Source organism: Shinella pollutisoli, assembly GCF_024609765.1.
GTDB classification, from domain to species: domain Bacteria; phylum Pseudomonadota; class Alphaproteobacteria; order Rhizobiales; family Rhizobiaceae; genus Shinella; species Shinella pollutisoli.
Window position 1 is genome coordinate 1 of sequence record NZ_JANFDG010000018.1, and the last position, 24,658, is coordinate 24,658.

Genomic DNA, 24,658 nt, shown 5'->3' on the forward strand with positions numbered 1-24,658 from the left:
AAGCGCCACCGCCCTCGTCGATGAGCGGCGTTATAAGCCCACCAAAAGGTAGACGTCAACAGGGGGCGGACAAAAATTTTCGAGAAAAATGCCGGCTTGGCATTTGTTAAGCATAATCAGCGCCTTGCCGGTGCATTCCGTGAATTTCGGGGAAAAGTCCCGTCTCTCCGCTTGACGCCGGAACGAAAAAGGGCGCCGGCGGCCTGCCGCAGCGCCCCTCGCCCCGGCTTTCGTGGCCGTCAGCTCTTCAGCTTGCCCATGATCTTCTCCAGGAAGCCGAGCAGCACCGCCGAGACGACGAAGGCGAGGTGCATGAGCGTCAGCCACATCAGCTTGGCGTCGGTATATTGCTGGGCGTTCAGGAAGACCTGCAGGAGATGGATCGAGGAGATCGCGACGATCGACGAGGCGACCTTGATCTTCAGGCTGCCGGCGTCGAGCTTGCCGAGGAAGGACACGTCCGCGTCCGTCTCGTCGAAGCGGCTGACGAAATTCTCGTAGCCGGCGATCATCACCATCAGGATCAGGCTCGCCACCAGCGCCGCGTCGATCAGGCCCAGCATGGCGAGGATCATCTGGGCGTCGTCGTAGACGAAGACGTTCGAGGTGACCTTGACGAACTTGTAGAGGAAGGAGACCGCATAGACGGCGAGCGCGGCGACGAGGCCGAGATAGAAGATCACGAGCAGCCAGCGGCTCGACAGGATGATGCGCTCGACCAGGAGTTCGAGGGATTTCACGTGCGGGCTCCTCAGCAATCGGCAGTCGTCAACCGCTGATTAACCAAACGCCCGGCGCGCCGCAAGGCCCTCGGGCACGCAAGACGGGCGGCGTCCGCGGACGCCGCCCCGCCTGGCTGCGCTCCGTCCTCACGCCCGCCTGAAGAGGCCCGCGATCAACGACAGGACCAGCAGGGCGAGGAAGACGAAGAAGAGGATCTGCGCGATCCCGGCGGAGGCGCCGGCGATGCCGCTGAAGCCCAGAAGGCCCGCGACCAGCGCGATGACGAGAAAGACCACGGCATAGTAGAGCATCGTTCCAACTCCTGTTTGCATCGGCTGGAAAACGACACACGCGGGTGAAAGTTCCCGGCGCTTTCGCCGCCGCCCGGGCGGAACAATTTCCCCCCTGCTCCGTTGTCGGCTCAACGCTCGACACAGCGAAAGGACAGCAGATGCTCAGCACCATTCTCCTCGTCATCCTCATCCTGCTTCTCATCGGCGCGCTGCCGAACTGGGGATACAGCCGCAACTGGGGCTACGGCCCGTCCGGCGGGCTTGGCCTGATCGTGCTGATCCTCCTCATCCTCGTCCTCATGGGCCGGATCTGATCGCATTGGCCGCAGGCGTGGCGCATACGGATGGCAGAAACGACGAAACGGGCCGCTGGCCCGTTTTCCTGTGCCCGGCATCGGGCGGCAATGTCGCGCGGTCAGCGGCCCGGCTTCGCCCTCCGCTCGGCCTCGTCGAGCTTTTCCAGGAGGTCGAGCAACCGGTCCGGCACCGGTTCGGTTTCGATGACGTCGTAGAAGGACTTCAGCTTGCGGCCGATCGGGCCGTTCGGATCGAAGGCGACCTGAGAATCGGTGCGGCGCTTGTCTTCGTCGGGCTTGGCCATCAGATTGCTTCCCTTGTACGCCATTCTCTAATCTTCGTTTCGCCCAACATTCCCAATAGCAAGACAAACCGAGTATGTCATAAATAGGTTTCCGCATGGTGAACTGTAGCGGAAACGGTTCCGATGCGGAACATATTCAGGGAGAATAATATGTCGCTTTCCACCCGTATCGCACCGCATCTCGCCTATCTGAGGCGGTTTTCCCGTGCCGTGACGGGCTCCCAGACCTCGGGCGACGCCTATGTCGCCGCCATGCTCGAGGCGCTCGTCGCCGACATATCGCTCTATCCGGATCGCGCCAGCGACCGGATCGCGCTCTACCGGCTCTACTGCACGCTCTTTGCCAACCTGGACGTGACGCTGCCCGACACCACCTCGCCCTTCGGCTGGGAACGGCAGGCGGCGGCCAACCTGGCAAGCCTCCCCCCGGCGGCGCGCAAGGCCTTCCTGCTCGTCGCCGTGGAGGGCTTCGACCTCGCCGAGGGCGCCGACATCCTCGACGTCTCCGAGGAACGCTTCGCCGAGCTCCTCGACGAGGCTTCGCGCGACATCTCGCGGCAGGTGGCGACCGACATCATGATCATCGAGGACGAGCCGCTGATCGCCATGGACATCGAGGACATGGTCAAGGGGCTCGGCCACCGGGTGACGGGCATCGCCCGCACCCATGCCGAGGCCGTCGACCTCTACCGCCGCACCGCACCGCGCATGGTGCTCGCCGACATCCAGCTCGCCGACGGCAGCTCGGGCATCGACGCGGTCAACGACATCCTGAAAGACAGCACGATCCCGGTGATCTTCATCACCGCCTTCCCCGAGCGGCTCCTGACGGGCGAGAAGCCGGAGCCGGCCTTCCTCGTCACCAAGCCGTTCAATCCGGACATGGTGAAGGCGCTGATCAGCCAGGCGCTGTTCTTCGACGAGCAGGCGCGGCTGCGCAAGTCCGCCTGACGCGCCCATCGTCTTCAACGGGAACGGCCCGCGCGATGCGCGGGCCGTTCGCATTCCGGCCGGCCGGTCTCAGACGGCGGCGACGACGATCACCTCGACGAGATATTCCGGCGCGGCGAGCTTCGATTCGCCGGTCGCGCGCGCAGGCGCATGACCCGGCGCCACCCAGGCATCCCAGACGGCGTTCATCTTCGGGAAGTCGGCGATGTCGGCAAGCCAGATCTGCGTCGACAGGATGCGGGTCTTGTCGGAGCCGACGAGCGCCAGCAGGCGGTCGACCTCGGCCAGCGCCTGCCGCGTCTGCTCGGCGACGTCGGAACCCGGTTCGCCGACCTGGCCGGCGAGATAGACCGTGCCGTTGTGCACGACGGCCTCGCTCATGCGCGAGCCGGTTTCGAAGCGTTTGATATCCATTCTGGCTTTCCTCTCAGAGTTCAGGCCGGCCCTTGCGGGCGAGGCGCGCCCTGATCGCCTCCACGTCGACGCGCGGTGTGGCGGCGAACAGGGTCTTGGTGTAGCTGTGCTGCGGATTGTCGAACACGGCGTCGCGGCTGCCGTATTCGACGGCCTCGCCGAAATACATCACCATCACGTCGTCGGCGATATGGCGCACCACGGAAAGATCGTGGCTGATGAAGACGTAGGTCAGGCGGAATTCCTCCTGCAGGTCCGCAAGCAGATTCAGCACCTGCGCCTGCACCGAAAGGTCGAGCGCGGAGACCGGCTCGTCGAGCACCAGGAGGCGCGGATTCAGCATCAGCGCGCGGGCGATCGCCACGCGCTGGCGCTGGCCGCCGGAGAACATGTGCGGATAGCGCCCGTAGTGCCGCTCCTCCAGCCCCACCTTCTTCAGCATGGCCATGGCGCGGTCGCGCCGCTCGCCGGACGGGATCTTCGTGTTGATGACCAGCGGCTCGGTGAGGATGTCGCCGATCTTCTTGCGCGGGTTGAGCGAGCCGTAGGGGTTCTGGAAGACAATCTGCACCTTGCTGCGCATGTCCGGCGTCAGCGGCTCGCTGGCGATGTCGATCCTGCGGCCGTCGATCAGCATCTCGCCCGCGGTCACCGGGTCGATCATCGTCACCATGCGGGCAAGGGTGGACTTGCCGCAGCCGCTCTCGCCGACGATGGCGAGCGTCTTGCCCTCCTCCACCGAGAAGCTCACACCCTTCACGGCGTGCACGGTCTTGGCCGGTTTGAACAGACTGCCGGGGATGTGGTAGTCGCGCTTCAGGTTGCGCGCTTCGAGGACAGGGGTCATCGGACGGCTCCCGCGAAGATCTCGGCGTCGGTCAGCTTTTCCGTGATCGTCGGCAGGCGCCCGCCGGTGGCGTTTTCCGGCAGGGCGGACAGCAGCGCCCTGGTATAGACGCTCTTCGGGGCCGAGAAGAGCGACAGCACGTCGGCCTCCTCGATCTGGCGGCCCTTGTACTGCACGATGACGCGATCGGCGGTCTCGGCGACGACGCCCATGTCGTGGGTGATGATGATGAGGCCCATGCCGTGCTCGGCCTGCAGCTTCATCAGGAGGTCGAGGATCTGCTTCTGGATCGTCACGTCGAGCGCCGTGGTCGGCTCGTCGGCGATCAAAAGCTTCGGATTGCAGGCGAGCGCCGTGGCGATCATCACGCGCTGGCACTGGCCGCCCGACATCTGGTGCGGGAAATGGCCGAGACGCTCCTGCGGGTTCGGGATGCCGACCGACTGGAACAGCTCGATCGCCCGGTCGCGGCGGGCCCTGCGGCCGAGATCCGTATGGACGCGCAGCACTTCCTCGATCTGGAAGCCCACCGTGAAGCACGGGTTGAGGCTGGCGACCGGCTCCTGGAAGATCATGGCGATGTCCTTGCCGATGATCTTGCGCCGGTCGCTGTCGGACATGGCCTGCATGTCGCGGCCGTTGAAGGTGAGCGTGTCGGCCGTCACCTTCGCCGTCCAGGGCAGAAGCCCCATGGCGGCGAGCATGGAGACCGATTTTCCGGAGCCGGATTCGCCGACGATGGCGAGGACTTCACCCTCGTCCACCTTCAGCGAGACGCCGTCGACGGCGCGGAAAGGGCCGGATGCCGTCTGGAACTCGACGACGAGGTTCTTGATCTCGAGGAGCGACATCACGACCTCTTCAGCTTGGGATCGAGGGCGTCGCGCAGGCCGTCGCCCATCAGGTTGATGGCGAGCACGGTGACGAGGATGGCAAGGCCGGGGAAGGTCACGACCCACCAGGCGCGCTGGATGAACTCGCGCGCTTCGGCGAGCATCGTGCCCCATTCCGGCGTCGGCGGCTGCGCGCCCATGCCGAGGAAGCCCAGCGCCGCGGCGTCGAGGATCGCCGCCGAGAAGGCGAGCGTCGCCTGGACGATGAGGGGCGCCAGGCAGTTCGGCAGGATCGTCAGGAACATGAGGCGCAGCGTGCCCGCGCCCGCGACCTGCGAGCCGACGACGTAGTCCTTCGACTTCTCCGTCATCACCGCGGCACGCGTCAGCCGCACGAAATGCGGCTGGTTGACGAGCGAGATGGCGATCATCGCGTTGAGCAGGCCCGGCCCCAGCACGGCCACCAGCACGAGGGCGAGCAGCAGCGACGGGAAGGCCAGGATGATATCCATGATGCGCATGATGAAGGTGTCGACCCGGCCGCGGAAATAGCCGGCGACGAGACCGATCAGCACGCCCGAGATCACAGACAGCGTCACGACGACGAGGCCGATGAAGAGCGAGAAGCGCGCGCCGTAGATGAGGCGCGAGAGGATGTCGCGGCCGACGGCGTCGGTGCCGAGCACATGGCCCCAGGTGCCGCCCTCCTGCCAGGCCGGCGGGAGCAGCAGCAGCTCGCGGTTCTGGATGCTCGGGCTGTGCGGCGCGACGAGGGGCGCGAAGACCGCAAGCAGCAGGATGGCGAGGAAGACGACGAGGCCGATCACCGCTCCCTTGTTGCGGGAGAAGTAGAACCAGAACTCCGACAAGCCGGACGGCGGGGCGGAGGCTTTCGTTTCGACTACGGTCATTGCCGCCTCCTATCGCCGGATGCGCGGGTTGACCAGCCCGTAGAGCAGGTCGACCACGAGGTTGACGATCATGATGACGGCGGCGATCAGCATCAGCCCGCCCTGCACGACGGCATAGTCGCGCTTGAACACGCTGTCGACCATCCACTTGCCGATGCCCGGCCAGGAGAAGATCGTCTCCGTCAGGATGGCGCCGGCGAGCAGCACGCCCACCTGCAGGCCGATCGTGGTGATGACGGGGATCATCGCATTGCGCAGCGCGTGGATGCCGACGACCCGCAAGGGAGACAGTCCCTTGGCGCGGGCGGTGCGCACGTAGTCCTCGCCGAGCACCTCGAGCATGGCCGAGCGCGTCTGGCGGGCGATGACGGCGAGCGGGATGGTGGCAAGCACGACCGTCGGCAGGATCAGATAGGTCAGCGCCGACTTGAAGGCGCCTGCCTGGCCGGAGATCAGGCTGTCGATCAGCATGAAGCCCGTGACGGACGGGAAGAAGTAGAGGAGAGAGATGCGCCCCGACACCGGCGTCCAGCCGAGATAGCCGGAGAAGAAGATGATCAGCAGCAGGCCCCACCAGAAGATCGGCATCGAATAGCCGACCAGTGCGGCGCCCATGATCGACTGGTCGAGCCAGGTGCCGCGCTTCACCGCGGCCAGCACGCCGGCCGGAATGCCGAGGCAGACGGCGACGAGGATGGCGCAGAGCGAAAGCTCGAGCGTGGCGGGGAAGAGGTTCAGGAAATCCTCGAGCACCGGACGCTTGGTGACGATGGAGCTGCCGAAATCGCCGGTGACCAGGCCGGCGAGATAATCGAGATACTGCACGTAGATCGGACGGTCGAGGCCGAGCTGGTGCATCAGTTCGGCGTGCCGTTCCGGCGACATCACCCGTTCGCCGGACATCAGCATCACCGGATCGCCCGGAAGCAGCCTGATGAAGGAGAAGGCGATGATCGATACCCCGATGAACGTGGGTATCAGGACGGCGAGCCGCCCGAAAATGAAACGAAGCATGGGAGCCAATCCCTATATTCTTGAAAACCGGCGGCCCGAATTGCTTCGAGCCGCCGGCCATTGCACGCTCTTTGCGGCGTGCCTTTCGCGGAACCGATCTTACTCGGCGATGTCGACACCGTCAAAGCGGTGGATGCCGAGCGGATCCTGGACGAAGCCGGAGACCTTCTTGCTCATCGGAACGACGACGAGCGAGTGGTCGAGCGTATTCCAGGGCGCCTCGCGCTTGAAGATCACCTGGGCTTCCTCGTAGAGCTTCGTGCGCTCGGCGACGTCGGCGGTTTCCTTCGCCTTGGTCATCAGCGTGTCGAACTCCTCGTTGCACCATTGCGCACGGTTGTTGCCGCCGACGGCATCGCAGCCGAGCAGCGTATCGAGGAAGTTGTCCGGGTCGCCGTTGTCGCCGGTCCAGCCGAGGATGACCGCGCCGTCGCGGGCCTTGTCGGAGGAGAGCTTCAGGTATTCGGCCCATTCGTAGGAGACGATCTCGACCTCGACGCCGATCTTGGCGAGGTCGGCCTGGATGAGCTCGGCCGCGCGGCGCGCGTTCAGCATGTAGGGACGGGCGACGGGCATCGCCCAGACCTTCATCTTGAGGCCGGAGACGCCGGCCTCTTCGAGCATCGTCTTGGCCGCTTCCGGATCGTACTTGTCGTCCTCGACGGCGTCGTTATAGGACCACATGGTCGGCGGGATCGGGTTCTTGGCGACGGTCGCCGAACCCTGGAACACCGCGTCGACGATCGCCTGCTTGTTGACGGCCATGTTGAGGGCCTTGCGGACCTCGACCTTATCGAAGGGCGCGACCAGCGTGTTGTAGGCGAGGTAGGCGACGTTCAGGCCCTCCTGCTCGAGCACCGTCAGGTTCGGATCGGCCTTGAGATCCGGCACGTCGGCGGCGTTCGGATAGGGCATGATGTGGCATTCGCCGGCCTTCAGCTTCTGCGCGCGCACGGCCGCGTCGGTCGTGATCGCGAAGACGAGGTCGTCGACCGGCTGCTTGCCGCCCCAGTAATCGGCATTGGCCTTGTAGCGGATCGCCGCGTCCGTCTGGTAGGCGACGAAGGTGAAGGGGCCGGTGCCGAGCGGCTGCTGGTTCATCAGCTCCATCTTGCCGTCGGCCTGCAACTTGTCGGCATATTCCTTGGAGAGGATCGAGGCGAAGTCCATGCCGAGGTTGGCGAGGAACGGCGCCTCGGGGCGCTTCAGCACGAACTTGACGGTGAGGTCGTCGACCTTCTCGATCTTCTCGATCAGGTCCGGGAAGCCCATGCCGGCGAAGTATTCCCAGGACGCGCCCGCGACATACTTGTTCCAGGCGTTGTCTTCCTTGTACTGGCGCTCGAAGGAGAAGATGACGTCGTCGGCGTTGAAGTCGCGCGACGGCGTGAAGTAGTCGGTGGACTGGAACTTGACGCCCGAGCGCAGCTTGAACGTATATTCCTTGCCGTCCGCGGAAACGTCCCAGCTTTCCGCGAGACCCGGCTCGAGCTCCGTGCTGCCGTGCTTGAACTCGACGAGGCGGTTGTAGACCGTGCGCGAGGCTGCGTCGAACGTGGTGCCGGCGGTGTAGAGCGCGGGATCGAAGCCTTCCGGCGACCCTTCGGAGCAATAGACGAGGGTCTTGGACCAGGCGGCCGATGCCATCACGGAGACAAGCGCCGTCGCCGCGAGAAGAGTAGTCAGCTTTTTCATCGTGAGCTTCCCAGGTTTGCTTTATTATCTGTTTTCGGGCGCGGGCACGCGCGAAGGCGCCCCGGCCTTGGGCGGATGGAACGATATTTGCCGCATGAATGCAATAAGTCGGGAAGCGATTTTGTCCAAACGGACAAATTCCGCGGGCGTTATCAACCACAACGATTGCCGCCGGAGGAACGGCCCGCCCGATGACCGCCGCGGAAGGCCGCCCCTCGGATTTTTTTGTCCTTTTGCGGCAAGGACTTGGACGGCGCCGGGGAAAAAATAAAGCCTGTTGCCGCGAAATTGTGGCAAAACGCCTTTGCCGCCGGAAATTGCGACGCTAGATTTATCGGCGGGGAGACACCACTTGCCGGTTCTGACGAAACACTATCGAAGATACGACTTCGAAAGCGATCTGGAGAAGGCTCTCAATCGCGTCGACTTCTTCCGTATCTTCCATACGATGGCGCTGCGCCACGGCTTCGACCATTTCGGCGTGCTTCACCTGACGAACGAGCACGAGACGAGCCCGCTGGCAAGCCGCCTCGTGCTGCACGACCTGCCGGCCGGCCTCGCCGAGACCTACGACAAGCGCCACCGCCTGAACGACTCCGCCCTCTTCAGGAGCTTCTACAGGTCGACGATCCCGACGGTGTGGCGCGCCGACGACGCGGCGGACGAAGGCGGGGCGGATTTCACCGGCCAGATCGGCTTCGACCTGATTCTTTCGATCCCCGTCCATGCGGTCAACGGCACGCGCTACGTCGTGCTCTTCCTCGGCGACGGCGAGGACATCAGCCGGACGAAGCATCTGGAGATCGCCTACGAGGCCAACTGCGCCTTCGACTACTTCCACCGCCAGGTGCTCGCCAACAAGGCCGGCATGGGGCTGACGCCGCGGGAGACGGAGATCCTGCGCTGGATTTCCTACGGCAAGACGGCCAGCGAGATCGCCCTCATCGTCTCCGTGTCCGAGCATACGGTCAATTCGCACACCGCCACCATCCTCAAGAAGCTCGACGTGGTGAACCGCACGCAGATGGTGGCCAAGGCGATCCGCGAGCAGATCATCCAGTGATCGTCAAGGGCACGAGGATTCTTCCGGATAGCAGAGTTAGGGACTTGTTTATATTAGCAGGCTGAATGACAGTAACGGCGGCCCGCAGGCGAGAGACGCGGCGGACCGGCGACGGCCCCAGCGATGCAACCAGGTTCAGTACCCACATGGCAGCGACAGTCCATATCCTGCTCGTCGACGACGATCCCGCCGAAGACGTCATCCTGCGCGCGCTGATGCGCAAGGTGACGAGCTATGCCATCGAGCTGCACTATGTCGAGACGGTCGAGGCGGCGCTCGCCTTCATCCGCGCGTCGGGGGCGAAGCTGGACATGATCCTGATGGACAACCGCCTTCAGCCGCAGGCGGACTTCCGCGAAACCGTTCCGGAACTGCGGCGCGCCGGCTATATCGGCCCGGTGGGCGTGATCTCGTCGTCGATCAGCGACGCCTATTTCCAGAAGATCGACGACTACGGCGTCGACTTCCGCATCGACAAGGCGGAACTCGACCCGACGGCCATCGAGTTCATCCTGCAGGAATACGTGAACCGGCAGGTCAATACCGGGGAGTGACCGGCGGCGATCAGGCCGCCGGCTTGTGCGCGGAGGCCGGGTTCTCTAGGCCGAGCAGCGCGCCGATGTGCGGGCGGGCACGGACGAGGTCGTCGATCGAATATTGCTGCAGCACCTCGAAGAAGGCGTTCAGCGCCTTGCGGAGCGCCGCATTCAGCCCGCAGCTGTCGACCAGCGGGCAATCGATGTCACCGGCCTCGAAACATTCGGCCATGGCGAAGGAATCCTCCGTCACGCGCACGACGTCGAACAGCGTGATGTCGGTGGCGGGCTTGGGAAGCCGCACACCGCCGTTGCGGCCGCGCACCGTCTCGATCAGCCCCGCCCGCGACAGCGGCTGGAGGATCTTGAAGAGGAACAGCTCCGAGACGCCGTAAGCCTTGGCGATTTCGGGAATGCGGCTGAGCTTGTCCCCGTTCGCCGCGCAATACATCAACATGCGCACGGCATAGTTGGTTTGTTTCGTCAGACGCATTTTGGGCTCCGAATCCTGTTTTTCCAGGTTTTAAGACATATAGGACGGATTGCAGTTTTGAACAATTCCAAAAAAGCAGAAAATCACATTCATGTTATGCCAGCTTGGCGCGGTTGACTGGCAAGGGCAAGCCTTTAAACAGGAGTTTAGCAGTTAAGAATAAATCCACCAGGAGGACCCGATGCGACTGCTCAAGACCCCCCTTGCCACACTTGCCCTTGCGACCGCCGGCCTGGCGCTTGCCGTTCCGGCCCATGCCGACGGGGAAGTCAACATCTACTCCTACCGCCAGCCCGACCTGATCAAGCCGCTGCTCGACGAATTCACCAAGGAGACCGGCATCACGACGAACGTGCTGTTCCTCGACAAGGGTCTCGTCGAACGCATCCAGGCCGAAGGCGCCAATTCGCCGGCCGACGTGATCCTGACGGTCGACATCGCCCGCCTGACGGAGGCCGAGGAAGGCGGCGTGACGCAGCCGCTCGTCAACGACATCGTCAACAAGGACATTCCCGAGCACTATCGCGATCCGGAAGGCCACTGGTTCGGCCTGACGACGCGCGGGCGCGTGGTCTATGCCTCGAAGGAACGCGTCACGCAGGATGCGATCACCTACGAGGAGCTCGCCGATCCGAAATGGAAGGGCAAGATCTGCACGCGCGACGGCCAGCATTCCTACAACATCGGCCTCATCGCCTCGATGATCGCCCATCACGGCGAGGCCAAGACCGAGGAATGGCTGCGCGGCGTGAAGAACAACCTCGCCCGCAAGCCCGACGGCGGCGACCGCGACCAGGCCAAGGCGATCATGGCCGGCGAATGCGACGTCGCGCTCGGCAATTCCTACTATGTCGGCCTGATGATGACCAACGAGAAGGAACCGGAGCAGAAGGACTGGGCGGCCGCCATCAAGGTGCTCTTCCCCAACAACGACGACCGCGGCACGCACGTGAACATCTCCGGCATGGCGCTCGCCAAGAACGCGCCGAACAAGGACAATGCCGTCAAGCTGATGGAATTCCTGTCCTCCGGCACCGCGCAGAAGATCTATGCCGAGCAGGTGTACGAATATCCGGTGCTGCCGGGCGCCGAGCCCTCGGAGATCGTGAAATCCTTCGGCCCCATCAAGCCCGACACGCTGTCGCTCTCCGACATCGCGGCCAACCGCAAGACGGCCTCCGAGCTGGTCGACAAGGTCGGCTTCAACGACGGCCCGGAAACGTAAGCTTCCGTTTCCCCTTCGACGCGTCCTGCGACGGCGGCCTCCGGGCCGCCGTTTCCGTTTCATTGCCGGTCGGGCGCCGACTGGCCGGAGAGGATGCGGGCGTAGTCGAGGATCTCCTTGCGGCGCTCGGGCGTTCCGGGATGGGTCGAGAGCATGCTGGTGCCGGAACGGTCGCCGAGCTTCTCCTCGAGCAGCGTGAAGAAGCGGGCGATGGCCGCTGGATCGAAGCCGGCCTTCGCCATCAGCTCGACGGAGCGGCGGTCGGCCGCAGCCTCGGCGGCGCGGGAATAGGAGAGCGCGACGAGGCCGCCGCCCTGCACCAGCACGTCCTCCACGCCGGAGCCGACGTCGCCCGCGATCAGCATGATGAGGCCGGCCATGCCGGCCGCGCGATAGAGCTGGCGCAGGCTGTGCTCCAGCTCGACATGGCCGATCTCGTGCGCCAGCACGCCGACGATCATCTCGGTGTCGTCGCCGGCGAGCGTCACGAGCTGGTCGGTGACGACGAGCGTGCCGTCCGGCAGCGCGAAGGCGTTCGGACCTATCGCGCCGCCGTCGCGGAAGTTCAGCGTATAGCCCGCCTCCCCGCGCGGCGAGAGGGCGGCGATGCGGGCGAAGCCGTCGGCGATCTCCCGCCGCTTCGCCTCCGGCAGCCGGGTCGGCGAGAATGTGGTGGCGTCCAGCGCCTCCATCGTGCCCTTCGCCATGAGCTCCGGCACCACCGGCGGCGTCACCCGGACGGCGACCTCGACGAGGAGCGGCACCCCGAAGCGGTAGATCGCACCCCCGAGCACGAAGGCGGCGAGCACGACCACCACGAGCCGCAGCCGGAACTGCTCCAGCCAGTGGACGAGGCCGGCCCCGCCCCTGCCGTTTGCCGCCAGGTAGCGGTCGATGCCGTCATTGTCCCAGGTCTCGAAGACGGAGCCGTCGGAAAAGGTGATACGACGGGGAATGGAACCGACGCGGGCGGAAATCTCCGCCCGGTCCGCCGGCGCCTCGGCAAGCGGCGTGCCGCCGGCCTCCGGCACGGCGGCAAGGCGGCCGCTCCTGTCGACCAGCCTTGCGGCGACCGACCGGCTGGAACCGGCCGGATGCCAGTCTCCGCCGGCGATCGCCCTTTCTTCAGAAGCCAAAATCGAACCCTTCCAGATCCATGAACTCGGCGCCGATGGCCGATCCCTGCGCCTCGATCCGCGCGAACAGCTCGCCGACGTCGCCGGCGAAGGTAACGCCGGTATGCTCCCACGTATAGCGCGCCATGCGCACCGCCGCCCAGGGCCGCATCAGGCCGAAGGTGATCAGCGTGACGATGACGTTGGTGACGGCGATCCAGGTATAGCGCCGGCGGGAGAGGTCGCTCATGAGCCGATGCTGGCCGTCGAAGGTGGTGGCGGACCAGGTGATGTTGCGCACGCCCGCGCGGTAGAAGAGCCCCGCGACGGCGAAGGTGACGAACAGCACGACATAGCCGGCGACGAGGCTGGTGATGAGCGGCACCTGCTGCTCGGGCGTGACCGCGCCGGGGGTCTCGATCGCCGCCAGGATCGTCGGCAGGTTCGCCACGACGAGGAAGGCGATGATCGCGAGGCCGACGAGGGCGATCAGCAGCGACAGGAGCCACGACTTGTAGAGAGGCCCGAGCCGCGGGTCCGTGTCGAAGGCCTTGCCGCCGTAGCGCAGGTTGGAGCCGATGTAGCGGCCGACCCAGCGGCTTGCGAGCGGCGACAGGATGCCGAGCGTGATGACGGCGAGCAGGCCGCCGAGGATGAAGGCCTTGAAGGCGCCGCCGGCGGTGCCGACGAAATCGAAGCGGACGTTGCGGTAGCTCGTCACGCGGGCGCTGAAGCGCAGGCCCTTGGCGACGAGCCACGGCAGGGCGACGAGGATGACGATCGTCGGCAGGAGGACAAGGATCGGCACGAGGGCGGCGATGACGTTGAGCACGATTAGGCCGCCGAGCACGATCAGGCGGCCGATCAGGATCTGCAGGCCGCGGGCATGATACTCGAAGGCGCGGCCGAGCAGCACCGTGTTGCCGAAGAAGTAGCGGTTGCGCCGCACCTTGGCCCAGGCGGAGTAGATGCCGAGCGTGATGATCGTCAAAAGCACGTTGACGATCCAGATGCCGAAATATTCCGACGCCTTGCCGGTGAACGCGACGCGATGAAAACCGCCGGCCTGCCCGGGCACCGACCCGGACGGCTGCGAAGTTCCTGCCAAAGACATGCCTTGCCCCCTTCTGTGCTGCAGATGCCGACCGGGTAACGGCCCGGCCCGCGCCCCTATTCTTCGGCTCCGCAAAAAGGCTGCAAGCAAAAAGGGCTCCCGCCGGGGAGCCCTTTCCGAAAAGCTGCGGAAAACCGCTTACTTCATCGTCGGCATGACGAACTCGGCGCCGTCCTTGATGCCCGAGGGCCAGCGGCTCGTCACCGTCTTGGTGCGCGACCAGAACTTGATCGAGTCGGTGCCGTACTGGTTGAGGTCGCCGAAGGACGAGGCCTTCCAGCCGCCGAAGGAATGGTAGGCGAGCGGGACCGGGATCGGCACGTTGATGCCGACCATGCCGATGTTGATGCGGCTGGCGAAGTCGCGCGCGGCGTCGCCGTCGCGGGTGTAGATGGCGACGCCGTTGCCGTATTCGTGTTTCATCGGCAGCGACAGCGCTTCCTCATAGTTCTTCGCGCGCACGACGGAGAGGACGGGGCCGAAGATCTCGGTCTTGTAGATCTCCATGTCCGGCGTGACGTGGTCGAACAGGCAGCCGCCGAGGAAGAAGCCGTCCTCGTAGCCCTGGAGCTTGAAGCCGCGGCCGTCGACGAGGAGCTTCGCGCCCTCTTCCACGCCCTTGTCGATGAGGCCGGTGACGCGGGCCTTGGCTTCCTTCGTGACGAGCGGGCCCATGTCGGCCTTGTCGTCGGTATAGGGGCCGATGCGCAGGCTCTCGACCTTCGGCACCAGCTTCTCGACGAGGCGGTTCGCCGTTTCCTCGCCGACGGGAACGGCGACGGAGACCGCCATGCAGCGCTCGCCGGCCGCGCCGTAGCCCGCGCCCATCAGCGCGTTCACGGCCTGGTCGAGGTCGGCGTCGGGCATGATGATCATGTGGTTCTTGGCGCCGCCGAAGGTCTGGACGCGCTTGCCGTTCGCCGCCGCCGTGCCGTAGACGTAGCGCGCGATCGGCGTCGAGCCGACGAAGGAGACGCCGCCGATGTCCGGATGGGCCAGGATGCCGTCGACCGCGCTCTTGTCGCCGTTGACGACGTTGAGGACGCCCTTCGGCAGGCCGGCCTCGATCATCAGCTCGGCAAGGCGGATCGGAACGGACGGATCGCGCTCGGAGGGCTTGAGGATGAAGGCGTTGCCGCAGGCGATCGCCGGGGCGAACATCCACATCGGGATCATGGCCGGGAAGTTAAACGGCGTGATGCCGGCGCCGATGCCGACCGGCTGGCGGATCGAGTACATGTCGATGCCGGGGCCGGCGCCCTCGGTGAACTCGCTCTTGGAGAGGTGCGGGATGCCGATGACGAACTCGCAGACTTCCAGGCCGCGGATGACGTCGCCCTTGGCGTCGTCGAAGGTCTTGCCGTGCTCGCTGGAGAGCAGCGTGGCGAGCTCGTCCATGTTCTGGTTGAGGAGGTCGACGAACTTCATGAAGACGCGGGCGCGGCGCTGCGGGTTGGTGGCGGCCCAGGCCGGCTGCGCGGCGAGAGCGGCGTCGACGGCGGCCTGCAGCTCCTCGGCGTTGGCCAGCGATACCTTCGCCTGAACCTCGCCGGTCGCGGGGTTGTAGACGTTCGAGGTGCGGCCGCTCCTGCCGGCCACCCGTTCGCCGTTGATGAAATGCCCGATCTCACGCATTGGGAAGTCCTCCGTTGATGTGGGCGGATCATCGCACTACGATTTGCACAATTCAATCGCCTCGGATAAGCAACCGTTGTGCAGAAATCGACCAACGGAGGCGCCGATGAACTGGGACGACGTGCGCATGTTCCTCGCCGTGGCGCGCACCGGGCAGCTTCTCGCCGCCTCGCGCCGGCTCGGCGTCAACCACGCCACGCTCAGCCGGCGGGTGAGCGCGCTGGAGGAGACGCTGAAGACGCGGCTCCTGGTGCGGCGCACCAACGGCTGCGAGCTCACGTCCGAGGGCGAGATCTTCCTCCGCGCGGCGGAGCGCATGGAGACCGAGATGCTGGCCGCACAGGCGAGCATCGGCCGCATCGACACGGCGGTCGCCGGCACCGTGCGCATCGGCGCGCCGGACGGCTTCGGCGTCTCCTTCCTCGCCCCCCGCCTCGGCCGGCTGACGGCGCGCCATCCGGAGCTGCGCATCCAGCTCGTACCGGTGCCGCGCTCCTTCTCGCTGTCGCAGCGCGAGGCGGACATCGCCATCACGCTGGAGCGGCCGGAGACGGGCCGGCTGGTCTCGGCGAAGCTCACCGACTACACGCTCGGCCTCTACGCTTCGCGCGCCTATCTCGACGAGAACGGCACGCCGCAGACCATCGAGGACCTCAAGGGCCACCGGCGCATCGGCTATGTGGAGGACCTGATCTTCACCGCCTCGCTCAACTTCACCGGCGAGATCATGCGGAGCTGGGACGCGGGCTTCGAGATCTCCAGCGCCACGGGGCAGACGGAGGCCGTGCGTTCCGGCGCCGGCATCGGCATCCTGCACGACTATATCGCCCGCCAGTACGGCGAGCTCGTCCGCCTCCTGCCCGCGACCGCGATCCGCCGCGCCTACTGGACGACCTGGCACGAGAGCGCGCGCGATCTGGTGCGCGTGCGCACCGTGGTCGAATTCGTGCAGGAACTCGTGCAGGAGGAGCACGCCATCTTCCTGTAGGCCTCAGTCGAGGGCGGCAGTTGTCTCCGGCAGCGGCACCTTCGCCACCTTCACCTCCCGCTTGTCATCTTCCGCGAGAATCTCGCCCGGCAACGGCACGCGCACGGTGCGGGCGACGGCCGCGCTCTCCCCGGCAGGCTCTTCCGCGACGACGCTGCGCTTCGCCACCCGACGCGGCTCGACGGAAACCGTCTCCGCCGCGACGACGGGGGCGGCCTTGGCGCGGATGCTGCCGTTGCCGGCGGCGAAGCGCAGCATGTCCAGCGTCTCGCGCGTCACCGGCTTCAGCCGCAGGCCGTCCATCAGCGCGGCGATGCGCTCGCGCGGGATGGCGGGATCGCAGAAGCGCAGGCGCACCTGCGCGGCATAGGCCGGCGCGCGCCATTGCCCGACGGCGGTAGCCTCCGCCGCCGGCGCGATGCGCTTCACATATTGCCAGGCATAGAGGCAGCTTCCCGAGGCGCCGAGCGCGCCGGTGGCATAGCCGTAGACGCCATGCATGTTCCCGCCCGGCGCCGGCTCGATGGTCATGGCGACGCCGGGGAGGCTTGCACGCATCTCCGCAAGGATCGCCCCGCGCGTCGGCGCGCGCCGGAAGGCCGCGCCCTTGCCCGGCAGGCCGATCCGCACGGTGAGCGCGTTCTCGCCCGCCATCGCCGTAGCGTTGGCGTAGACGATCGTCTGTTCGAGATCGTCGTCGCGCACCGTCTGTCGGACGCTCTCGACGGCGCCCGCCGCCGGCAGCAGCGCGGCAGCGAAATCCGGCGCGACATCGCTCGACAGCGGCGGCGCATCCGGCCGGATCGAGCCGGTCTCGAGGAACGGGTCGCTGACGGTCGAGCAGCCGGCAAGCGAGAGAAGCAGGGTGGAGACGGCGAGGAAGCGCATGGCGGACCCTTATCGCGCGGTGGCGGCGATGCCGCGCGCGGCGGCAGCGTCGTGGAGATGCATGTCGAGCCTTTCGAACACGGCGCGCGCCTCGCGGCGGTTGCCGAGATGATAGTGCGCCCAGCCGCGAAGCTGGCTGAGATCGGGCGGCTCGGCGGCAAGCGCCATGCGCGCGTTCAGCGCGTCGAGCACCCGCTGGTACTGCTTGTGGTCGAAGGCGGAACGGGCGCGCTGCCAGTAGATTTCCGCCCGCACCTCGCGCTCGCGCTTTTCCGCGAGCGGGTAAAGGCCGACGATCGCCTCCGCCTCGTCGGTGAGCCGGCCGCGCAGCAGCGTCAGCGCCGCACCATAGGTGGCGTCCGGCTGGGTACGGGCATTGCCGAGCGCCGCCTCGAAGGCCCTGCGCGCTTCGGACAGGCGGTCGAGGCCCAGATGGCACCAGCCCCTGATGAGCTGCGCATCGGCAGAGAGGGGGCCGCGTGTCTCGAGAGCGGCGAGCTTCTCCACGCAGGCGCCGTAGCGCTTCGCCTTGAAATCGGCGAGATAGCCGGTGTCGGCCGCGGCCTTGGCCGGCGTTTCGGCGGTGGCCGCCCGGTTCCTTTTGGACGGACGGATCCTGCCGATCTCCTCCCAGACCGCAGGGTAGACGCCCCGGTATTCCTCCTCCAGCGCGGCGGAACCGGCCTTGTCGCCGAGGCGAAGCAGGCTTAGGGCGAGGCCCTTCACCCGCACCGGCGCGCTCTCCCAATCGAGCGCCTTGCCGAACCAGGCCCTAGCGGCCTCGTACTGGCGGGAATTGTAGGCATACCAGGCAAGGATTTCCGCATGGCCGGCACTCTCGGCGGCGAGAATGGCGTTGCTGTAGGCCGTCACCGTGCCGGCGTCGATCTCCCGCTCACCGGGCCTTGCGAAACGGACGGAGAGTGCGTTCATCAGGAACTGCGGGTCGCCGGCGAGCTCCTGCAGATAGGCCTCGGCGACGCCATAGGCCTCGTCCTGCCGATCCTGCGCGGCAAGCGACAGGTAGAGGCCCTTGGCGTTCTCCGCATCGCGCCCGCCGGCAAGCGCCGTGCGGAACCACTGCTCCGCCGTCTTCGGCGCGCCGGTCTTGAGGTCGTGCCAGCCGAGAAGGGAAAGGTCGGCTGTCTCCGGCGCCGTCCGCAGGCGGGCGAGCGTGGCTTCGGCGAGCGGCGCCTGCCTTGCCTCGTCCGCGTTGAACGCCGCGACTTCCCTGCGCGCCAGGTCCCGTTCGATCGGCTCGATCTCCGCCGCGGGCAGACCGAGGCCGGCAAGCTTGCGACGCAGGTCTTCGGCGGGCAGATCGCGCACGGCCTTGCGCAAGGTGGCCACGAGCTGCCCGTCCGGCAGGCGCGCCGCGCCCTCGCGCGAAAGCAGGCCGCGATAGGCTGTCTCCGCGACCGTTTTCGCACCGGTCTCGGCGGCCGCGTCGATCAGCATCCAGACGAGGTCGACCTCGGTCTCGCTTTCCGGATCGAGCCCGCCTGCCGCCGCGACGACGCCCGCCCAGTCCTTGCGGGCGGCAGCCGCCGTCATCTCGGCGCGCAGCTTGCGGCGGGCGAGCTTGGCGGAGAAGTCCTCGCTCGGCGCCCATGCGGGATCCTGCGCGCGGCGGCGGCCGATCTCGGCCTCGATGCCGGCGAAATCGTCCGCCTCGTAGAGCGTCCAGAGCGCACTTTCGTCCGCCTGCCCCGCAGCCGGCGCATGGATGTCGGCCGGCACGACGAAACCGGGATATTTCAGCCGCAGGCGCGCCGCCTCGGCCTCCACCCGGTCCTGCTCGCCGTGCTCGGCGTAATAGTAGAGCGCGGCCAGCTCGACCGCATCGGGGACGGACCTCGCTTCCTCCGCAAAGGCGGCGGAGGCAAGCAGCAGGCCGGAAAGGAACAGCAGTCTCATCGGTCGGACCTCACGCCCTTGCGGGGAACCGTCAACCCGAGCCAGGCGGCGAAGAGGCCGAGCGAGCCCAGCACGAGCAGAACGTAGATCTCGAAATTGTCAGAGAACCACGCGGCGGCGACGCGGCGCAGGTTGCCGGGGCTGCGGTCGGCGAGCCCCGCGACGTAGCGTTCCGCGGCGGGCATGCTCACCACCGACAGGCCCGCCTTCTCGACAATCGCCGTCCCGCCCTCAAGGTTGCGCCAGACCGCGGGCTCGACGAGACGGCGCGCGCCTGCCTCCGCCTCGTCCGGCGCGGCGGCGCTGAGCGTGGTCCAGGTCGCAAGCCCGTCGGGCGAGCGCATCTGCGAGAGGGTGACGAGCGCGCCCTCCCCGTGCGGCACGGCGTGCGCTGGCGCCTCGCCGTCATAGTTCAGCCAGCGGCCGAAGCGGCGCGGGGCTTCCGCAAGCCACAGCCGCGCGCGTGCGGTCAACGACAGGTCATCCTCCCCGGCCGCGGTCGCGCTGCGGAAGGCTTCCAGCAGCGCGGCGGAATCGGCGGCAGGCCCGTCGGAAATCGAGGCCGTCACCACCGGATCGGGGAAGGCGCCCTTGCCGGCGGCGCCGAGTTCGGCGAATTCGCCCTGCGCGGTGATGACGAGCGCGTCGCGGCTGCTTCCCGCCGCGGGTGCGCCGAGGGCGATAGTAACGTCGAACGGCGCGCGGGCGGCGAGCGCAAGGCGCGACAGCAGCGTCAGGCCGGCGGCGGCCGTCCCGGCGTCCGCCCGGTCGAGGAAGAGGTCGAAGCCCTTGCCGCCGGCATAGGGATAGGCCTTGCCGGCGAGGGCGGCGAGATCGGGAAGCCGGCCGAGGCGGGCGAGCGCCGGCACCTCGATCGACGTCGTGTCGAGCAGGATGAAGCGCGGCCTTGCGTCGTCGCGCGCCTCCGGCCGGCAGGCCGCGTCGGCCGCCACCGGCAGCTCGGCGAGCAGTTCCACCCGGTTGGCGCCGGGGCGGAAGGCGCGCAGCGGTAGCTCGATGCGCTTGCCGTCGAACTGCTCGCCGTCACGGTTGCGGAACGGATAGCTCTTCACGACGCGGTCGTTGACCCTGACGAGGAGCTGCGCCGAGGGATCGAGGCCCGGCGAGGTCGCGGCGTGGAGATGAAGGTCGAGCGTCGCATACTCCGCCGGATAGAAATCCGCGGGCATCTCGACGGAGAAGCCGGTGCGCGACAGGCGGCCCGAGAAGGTACGGGTACGGTATCCCGCCTCTCTCAGCGTGAGCCGCGTGCCGGCCTCGACCACGAGCCTGCCGCTTTCCGCACCGAGAACGCCGGACTTCAGCCCGTCGGCCATCGGTCCCCTGACGGCGGCGAGCACCGCCGCATTGGCCTCGCTGCGGCCAACGGCGCGCAGCACGACCGTCGCCCGTCCCGCCTCGCCCGCCGGCCGCACCGACAGGCCGCGCGGCGCGCCGGCAAATGCGGTACTACCGACACGGTCCGTCGCCACGACGAGGTCGATGCCGGGGCCGGTCCCCGGCCGGTCGGCGACCGAGACCGCGACGTCATCGCGGTTGAGGAAGAGCACGAGCGCCTGGAGCGCAGGGGCCACGATATTCAGCGCCTCCGCATCGAGCGCCCCGGGAACGACCACGCGGATATCGGTGCGGTCGGCGTTGCGGCGCACGGTGAGCAAGCTGTCGAAATCGTCGAAGGCGACGTCCTGCGCCGGCCGGAAGCCGGTCGCCGCTGGGTCGAGCTTCGTCCACAGCTCGTAGGTCGCGTCGAGCGAGCAGTCGACGCGGTGGTGCTGGCGGGCGCGCAGCCGCACGGTATTGCGGCCGGGCTTCAGCATGCCGGCGTCGACGGAGATCGTCTCGGCGCGCGTTCCGCCGGGCGAGGCGATGGCGAAGCCGCCGGCAGCGCGGCCGTTGACCTCGACGTCCATCCGCGCCGTGTCGGGCAGCACGGAGACGGCGTTGGCATAGGCGAGCGTGAGGAGACCACCCGCCGCCGCCTGCGCGCCGTCGAGATGGAAGCTGAAGAGCGCCTCGTCGTCCTCGCCGGAAAGCGTATGGTCGTCGGCCGACTGCTCGAAGGGGATCAGGGCGGCCGCATCCACGGCCCGGCAGGGGGCGGTCGAAGCCGCAAGCAGGGCGAGCCCGACGAGCAGGGGAAGAAACGTCTTAGCCATGGACATGGGCTCCGGCGAGGATGGGAGGCAGCGCGGCAGCGCGGCCGGGAATGGAGGCGCTGTTCTCCTTCACCACGATCGGCGCATCGGCGGCCGACGGCACGACGCTTTCGCGCACCAGGCCGGCGGCATAGCCGAGCGCCCGGAGCGTCTCCGTCACGCTCCACAGCGCGAAACGCGCCGTGCCGCGGAAGAAGCCGCAGCGGACCTGGCGGCGCGTCAGCCGCTCCTGCAGCACCGACTGGTCGGCATACATGAGATCGGCGATGGCGATGAAGGTCTGCGGCGTGCGCTCGCGATAGGCGAAGCCGTAGATGCCCTCCCCGCCGCCACGCCTCGAGCGGCTGACCACCTCGAAGGAGACGGAGCGGCCGCCCCGGCGCAGCTCGATCGTCGCCTCGACCGGGTTTTCCGGATCGATTGCCGGCGCGTTCTCGAGGAACTCCACCGAGACGCCGCCGAAGGAGGCGTCCTGGATGACGACCGTGTGCAGCGTGCCGGCAAGCGCCATCAGCGCGTGGCGCCGGACCGGCAGGCGCTGGTTGCGGCGAAGCTCCCGCCGTTCCGCGACGACGCCGAGCGCGGCCCCGGCAAGGCTCAGATTGACGAGGTTCCAGCCCGCCACGATCAGCAGGAGCTCGGTCGCGACCGGCTCCGTCATCAGCCGGTAGCCCGAATAGAGGGCGGCGGCCAGCAGCAGGAAGAAGATCAGGAAATAGGGTCGCGCCAGCGGCGAGAGCATGCTGCGATCAAGCGTCTGGCCCTTCGCCGTGACGTTGAAGGTGGGCTTGCGCGGGTTGCGCAGCACGCTGAGGATCGAGCCGAACAGCAGCACCGACTGCACGTATTCGTAGAGCTCCGAGACCCAGGGCCAGCGGACGCGGCCGTAGAGATAGTTCTGCATGGCGAAGGAGCCGACGAGATAGGTGACCGCATAGGCGGCGAAGCCGGCGATGTTCGCCTGGTAGATCTCCAGCGAGAAGAAGATGTAGAGGAGCGGCGAGAAGGTGAAGGCGAGCCGCGACAGCGGGAACAGCCAGAAGAGGTTGATGCCGGCGTAGCAGACGCGCTGGGCGAGCGTCAGGCCCTTCGCGAGGAACGGACGGTTGAGCAGCAGGATCTGCAGCATGCCCTGGCACCAGCGGGCGCGCTGGCCGATGAAGGAGACGAAGGTCTCCGGCTGCAGGCCGGCGATCAGCGGCTTGTCGACATAGATGCTGTGCCAGCCGCGGGCATGCAGCGACAGCGCCGTCTCGCAATCCTCGGTGATCGACTGGCCGGAGAAGCCGTTCGCCGCGGCAAGCGCCGAGCGGCGCAGCACCGCCGCCGAACCGCAGAAGAAGGACGCGTTCCACTTGTCGAGCCCGCGCTGCAGGATCGAATAGAACATCTCGTTCTCCGAGGGCATGCGGGCGAAGGTCCTGAGGTTCTTCTCCAGCGGGTCCGGGTTCAGGAAATAATGCGGCGTCTGCACGAGGAAGAGTTTCTTGTCCTCGCGGAAGAAGCCCACAGTCTCGCGCAGGAACTCGCGCACCGGCGCGTGGTCGGCGTCGAAGACGACGACGAGCTCGCCCTTCGAGACCTTGAGGCCCTCGTTGAGATTGCCGGCCTTGGCATGGTCGTTCTGTCCGCGCGCGTGATAGTGGACGCCGAGCGCCGCGCAGAGTGCCTTCAGCTGCCCGTGCCGGCGGATCGCGGCGATGGCGATGCGCGGGTCCCTGTGGTTGCGCTTGGCCTCCGTGCCGCCGTCGTCGAGCAGGTAGACGGCAAGTTTGTCGCGCGGGTAGAGCATCGACTTCGCCGCCGCGAGCGTGCCGGCGAGAAGCTCGGGGTCCTCGTTGTAGGACGGGATGAAGACGTCGACCGTCGGAAGGTCCGCGGCGGCGCCCGGCGCCGGCGTCTTGCGCTTCACCGGGTCGGCGAGCATGAAGAAGCTCACCGCCAGCATGGCGAGGCAATACATCTCGGCAAGGTAGAGCATGAGGCCGGGGATGAAGTTCAGCGGCTCGTGCACGCTCGGCAGCGTCTCCGTCGTGCGCCAGAAGGCGTAGCGCATGGCGAGGATGGCGGCGAAGACGAAGGTGACGAGCCGGAAGACCGGGCTTTCCGGGCGGGTCATCGCCAGGAACAATATTCCGAGAACGGCGAAGCTGAGAACGAGTTGGGCCTGGAGGCTGATCGGCAGCCAGAGAAGGAACAGCCCGAGCATGCCGGCGGGAACCGCCAGCCATTTGGCGCACGTCATGTGCATCTGAAACCCCATTTGCATCGCGGCGGCGCGTCATGCGGACCGATTCCCCAAACGGGAACGGGCCGAAATTAGGGATCCATTGGTCAACGGAATCCTAATACAGTCCCGAAACGGGATGGGCTTTCAGGGCCTTGGTAAACGAAGGATTGATGCGGGCGCCCGAGGGCGCGCGAAAGCGGGCGGCGATGAGCGCGGCAGGCGATCGGACAGGGGAGAAAAAGGGAAATGGTACGGTTGGCTGGAGTCGAACCAGCGACCTCAGGTGCCACAAACCTGCGCTCTAACCAACTGAGCTACAACCGCACATGCGGGGCGCGAACCGCGCTTGGGCCGTCAAATACGGGCAGAGGGCCTGTTTTGCAAGTCCCTTGTGGCGCACGCCACAAAAAAAGGCCGGACGCTGCCGTCCGGCCTTGATCAGCGGCATACCGGGGCCGGAGTTCAGCCGACCTTGAAGGACTTCATGGCCTTCTCGGCGGCGGACTTGCCGGGAGCGGCGACCTTCTCGGCAACCTTCTTGGAGGTTTCCTGGAGGGTGCGGGCCTGCTCGACGGCGACTTCCGCCTGCTTGCGCAGGAAGGCGGTCTGCAGCTCGAAGAGTTCGGCGACGGACTTCACGCCGAGCAGGGCTTCCATGTGCGAAAGCGAGTTCTCCGCGTTGGTGCGCAGCGCGTCGATGGCCTTGAGGCCGAGCTCGACGGTGCCGGCCTGCGCGCTTTCGAGCGTCGCTTCAACGGTCTTCGTCGCGTCTTCGGCCGCTTCCTTCATCTTGGCATAGGCTTCCTTGGTCTGCACCGCGCCCTTCTCGGCGAATTCGCGGAAGCTCTCGGAGAACTTGGCCGGGTCGATGGATGCGATGGAAAATACGTCGTCGGTCTTCTTGGTCGCCATTGTCTGCGCTCCTTGCTTGTGGCCCTCTTCAGAGGCACCATGTTTGCGAATGACCGCTATATAGTCCATTTTCTTTTGCATTG

At 66.7% G+C, this 24,658-nt stretch carries 24 protein-coding genes and 1 tRNA gene; 6 read left to right on the forward strand and 19 right to left on the reverse strand.

Going from position 1 to position 24,658, the window contains the following annotated elements:
- Nucleotides 1–239: 239 nt before the first annotated feature.
- On the reverse strand, nucleotides 240–740 hold the full coding sequence (locus NNZ72_RS15295; protein ID WP_257316231.1) for a TIGR00645 family protein: 501 nt from the start codon (nucleotides 738–740) through the stop codon (nucleotides 240–242).
- A 129-nt stretch (nucleotides 741–869) separates the two neighbouring features.
- Nucleotides 870–1,034 (reverse strand): DUF1328 domain-containing protein, encoded by a 165-nt coding sequence (locus NNZ72_RS15300; protein WP_257316232.1) that lies wholly within the window; start codon nucleotides 1,032–1,034, stop codon nucleotides 870–872.
- A 140-nt stretch (nucleotides 1,035–1,174) separates the two neighbouring features.
- Here NNZ72_RS15300 and NNZ72_RS15305 point away from each other — a divergent pair, with 140 nt between their 5' ends.
- The gene (locus NNZ72_RS15305) at nucleotides 1,175–1,330 is read left to right on the forward strand and encodes a DUF3309 family protein (RefSeq protein WP_257316233.1); all 156 of its coding nucleotides are present in this window, start codon (nucleotides 1,175–1,177) and stop codon (nucleotides 1,328–1,330) included.
- Nucleotides 1,331–1,431: 101 nt separating this feature from the next.
- Here NNZ72_RS15305 and NNZ72_RS15310 read toward each other — a convergent pair whose 3' ends face one another.
- A complete protein-coding gene (locus NNZ72_RS15310) occupies nucleotides 1,432–1,617 on the reverse strand; it encodes a NepR family anti-sigma factor (protein ID WP_257316234.1) in 186 nt (61 codons plus the stop codon).
- Nucleotides 1,618–1,767: 150 nt separating this feature from the next.
- Between NNZ72_RS15310 and NNZ72_RS15315 the strand changes: the two genes are divergently transcribed.
- A complete protein-coding gene (locus NNZ72_RS15315) occupies nucleotides 1,768–2,568 on the forward strand; it encodes a response regulator (protein WP_257316235.1) in 801 nt (266 codons plus the stop codon).
- A gap of 69 nt (nucleotides 2,569–2,637) precedes the next feature.
- Here NNZ72_RS15315 and NNZ72_RS15320 read toward each other — a convergent pair whose 3' ends face one another.
- From NNZ72_RS15320 to NNZ72_RS15345, 6 genes are all read right to left on the reverse strand, one after another.
- The gene (locus NNZ72_RS15320) at nucleotides 2,638–2,982 is read right to left on the reverse strand and encodes a RidA family protein (protein WP_257316237.1); all 345 of its coding nucleotides are present in this window, start codon (nucleotides 2,980–2,982) and stop codon (nucleotides 2,638–2,640) included.
- 13 nt (nucleotides 2,983–2,995) lie between these two features.
- Nucleotides 2,996–3,829, reverse strand: a complete 834-nt coding sequence (locus NNZ72_RS15325; RefSeq protein ID WP_257316238.1) for a dipeptide ABC transporter ATP-binding protein — start codon at nucleotides 3,827–3,829, stop codon at nucleotides 2,996–2,998.
- Nucleotides 3,826–4,680 carry an ABC transporter ATP-binding protein gene (locus NNZ72_RS15330; RefSeq protein WP_257316239.1) on the reverse strand — a complete coding sequence of 285 codons (855 nt, stop codon included), beginning with the start codon at nucleotides 4,678–4,680 and terminating at the stop codon, nucleotides 3,826–3,828. The genes NNZ72_RS15325 and NNZ72_RS15330 overlap by 4 nt, the downstream gene beginning before the upstream one ends.
- Nucleotides 4,680–5,573, reverse strand: a complete 894-nt coding sequence (locus tag NNZ72_RS15335; RefSeq protein WP_257316240.1) for an ABC transporter permease subunit — start codon at nucleotides 5,571–5,573, stop codon at nucleotides 4,680–4,682. The genes NNZ72_RS15330 and NNZ72_RS15335 overlap by 1 nt, the downstream gene beginning before the upstream one ends.
- A gap of 9 nt (nucleotides 5,574–5,582) precedes the next feature.
- Nucleotides 5,583–6,587, reverse strand: coding sequence for an ABC transporter permease subunit (locus NNZ72_RS15340; RefSeq protein ID WP_257316241.1), 1,005 nt, complete (start codon nucleotides 6,585–6,587; stop codon nucleotides 5,583–5,585).
- Between the two features lie 99 nt (nucleotides 6,588–6,686).
- Entirely contained in the window at nucleotides 6,687–8,282 is a 1,596-nt protein-coding gene (locus NNZ72_RS15345) for an ABC transporter substrate-binding protein (protein ID WP_257316242.1), read from the reverse strand.
- Nucleotides 8,283–8,634: 352 nt separating this feature from the next.
- Between NNZ72_RS15345 and NNZ72_RS15350 the strand changes: the two genes are divergently transcribed.
- On the forward strand, nucleotides 8,635–9,345 hold the full coding sequence (locus NNZ72_RS15350) for a helix-turn-helix transcriptional regulator (RefSeq protein ID WP_257316243.1): 711 nt from the start codon (nucleotides 8,635–8,637) through the stop codon (nucleotides 9,343–9,345).
- 146 nt (nucleotides 9,346–9,491) lie between these two features.
- Complete coding sequence (locus NNZ72_RS15355; RefSeq protein WP_257316244.1) at nucleotides 9,492–9,899, forward strand: response regulator; 408 nt, start codon at nucleotides 9,492–9,494, stop codon at nucleotides 9,897–9,899.
- A 10-nt stretch (nucleotides 9,900–9,909) separates the two neighbouring features.
- Here the strand turns inward: NNZ72_RS15355 and rirA are convergent, their stop codons facing one another.
- Nucleotides 9,910–10,374, reverse strand: coding sequence for an iron-responsive transcriptional regulator RirA (gene rirA / locus NNZ72_RS15360; protein WP_257316245.1), 465 nt, complete (start codon nucleotides 10,372–10,374; stop codon nucleotides 9,910–9,912).
- Nucleotides 10,375–10,555: 181 nt separating this feature from the next.
- Here rirA and NNZ72_RS15365 point away from each other — a divergent pair, with 181 nt between their 5' ends.
- Nucleotides 10,556–11,599 carry a Fe(3+) ABC transporter substrate-binding protein gene (locus NNZ72_RS15365; protein ID WP_257316246.1) on the forward strand — a complete coding sequence of 348 codons (1,044 nt, stop codon included), beginning with the start codon at nucleotides 10,556–10,558 and terminating at the stop codon, nucleotides 11,597–11,599.
- Nucleotides 11,600–11,658: 59 nt separating this feature from the next.
- Here the strand turns inward: NNZ72_RS15365 and NNZ72_RS15370 are convergent, their stop codons facing one another.
- The 3 genes from NNZ72_RS15370 to NNZ72_RS15380 form a co-directional block, all read right to left on the reverse strand.
- Nucleotides 11,659–12,735, reverse strand: coding sequence for a M48 family metallopeptidase (locus NNZ72_RS15370; protein WP_257316247.1), 1,077 nt, complete (start codon nucleotides 12,733–12,735; stop codon nucleotides 11,659–11,661).
- Nucleotides 12,725–13,828, reverse strand: a complete 1,104-nt coding sequence (locus NNZ72_RS15375; protein ID WP_257316248.1) for a YjgN family protein — start codon at nucleotides 13,826–13,828, stop codon at nucleotides 12,725–12,727. The genes NNZ72_RS15370 and NNZ72_RS15375 overlap by 11 nt, the downstream gene beginning before the upstream one ends.
- Nucleotides 13,829–13,966: 138 nt before the next feature.
- Nucleotides 13,967–15,463 (reverse strand): CoA-acylating methylmalonate-semialdehyde dehydrogenase, encoded by a 1,497-nt coding sequence (locus NNZ72_RS15380; RefSeq protein ID WP_257316249.1) that lies wholly within the window; start codon nucleotides 15,461–15,463, stop codon nucleotides 13,967–13,969.
- A 106-nt stretch (nucleotides 15,464–15,569) separates the two neighbouring features.
- Between NNZ72_RS15380 and NNZ72_RS15385 the strand changes: the two genes are divergently transcribed.
- Nucleotides 15,570–16,451, forward strand: a complete 882-nt coding sequence (locus NNZ72_RS15385; RefSeq protein WP_257316250.1) for a LysR family transcriptional regulator — start codon at nucleotides 15,570–15,572, stop codon at nucleotides 16,449–16,451.
- Between the two features lie 3 nt (nucleotides 16,452–16,454).
- On the opposite strand, the gene bcsN is transcribed toward NNZ72_RS15385, so the two are convergent.
- From bcsN to NNZ72_RS15415, 6 genes are all read right to left on the reverse strand, one after another.
- A complete protein-coding gene (bcsN, locus tag NNZ72_RS15390; protein ID WP_257316251.1) occupies nucleotides 16,455–17,339 on the reverse strand; it encodes a cellulose biosynthesis protein BcsN in 885 nt (294 codons plus the stop codon).
- A 9-nt stretch (nucleotides 17,340–17,348) separates the two neighbouring features.
- Nucleotides 17,349–19,256 carry a hypothetical protein gene (locus tag NNZ72_RS15395; RefSeq protein ID WP_257316252.1) on the reverse strand — a complete coding sequence of 636 codons (1,908 nt, stop codon included), beginning with the start codon at nucleotides 19,254–19,256 and terminating at the stop codon, nucleotides 17,349–17,351.
- Nucleotides 19,253–21,433, reverse strand: coding sequence for a cellulose biosynthesis cyclic di-GMP-binding regulatory protein BcsB (locus tag NNZ72_RS15400; RefSeq protein WP_257316254.1), 2,181 nt, complete (start codon nucleotides 21,431–21,433; stop codon nucleotides 19,253–19,255). The genes NNZ72_RS15395 and NNZ72_RS15400 overlap by 4 nt, the downstream gene beginning before the upstream one ends.
- Nucleotides 21,426–23,684: a UDP-forming cellulose synthase catalytic subunit gene (bcsA, locus tag NNZ72_RS15405; RefSeq protein ID WP_257316256.1), complete on the reverse strand. Its 2,259-nt coding sequence runs from the start codon at nucleotides 23,682–23,684 to the stop codon at nucleotides 21,426–21,428. Before bcsA ends, NNZ72_RS15400 begins: the two co-directional genes overlap by 8 nt.
- Nucleotides 23,685–23,910: 226 nt before the next feature.
- Nucleotides 23,911–23,987 (reverse strand) — tRNA-His (locus NNZ72_RS15410).
- Nucleotides 23,988–24,125: 138 nt separating this feature from the next.
- On the reverse strand, nucleotides 24,126–24,575 hold the full coding sequence (locus NNZ72_RS15415) for a phasin (RefSeq protein WP_257316257.1): 450 nt from the start codon (nucleotides 24,573–24,575) through the stop codon (nucleotides 24,126–24,128).
- Nucleotides 24,576–24,658 lie beyond the last annotated feature (83 nt).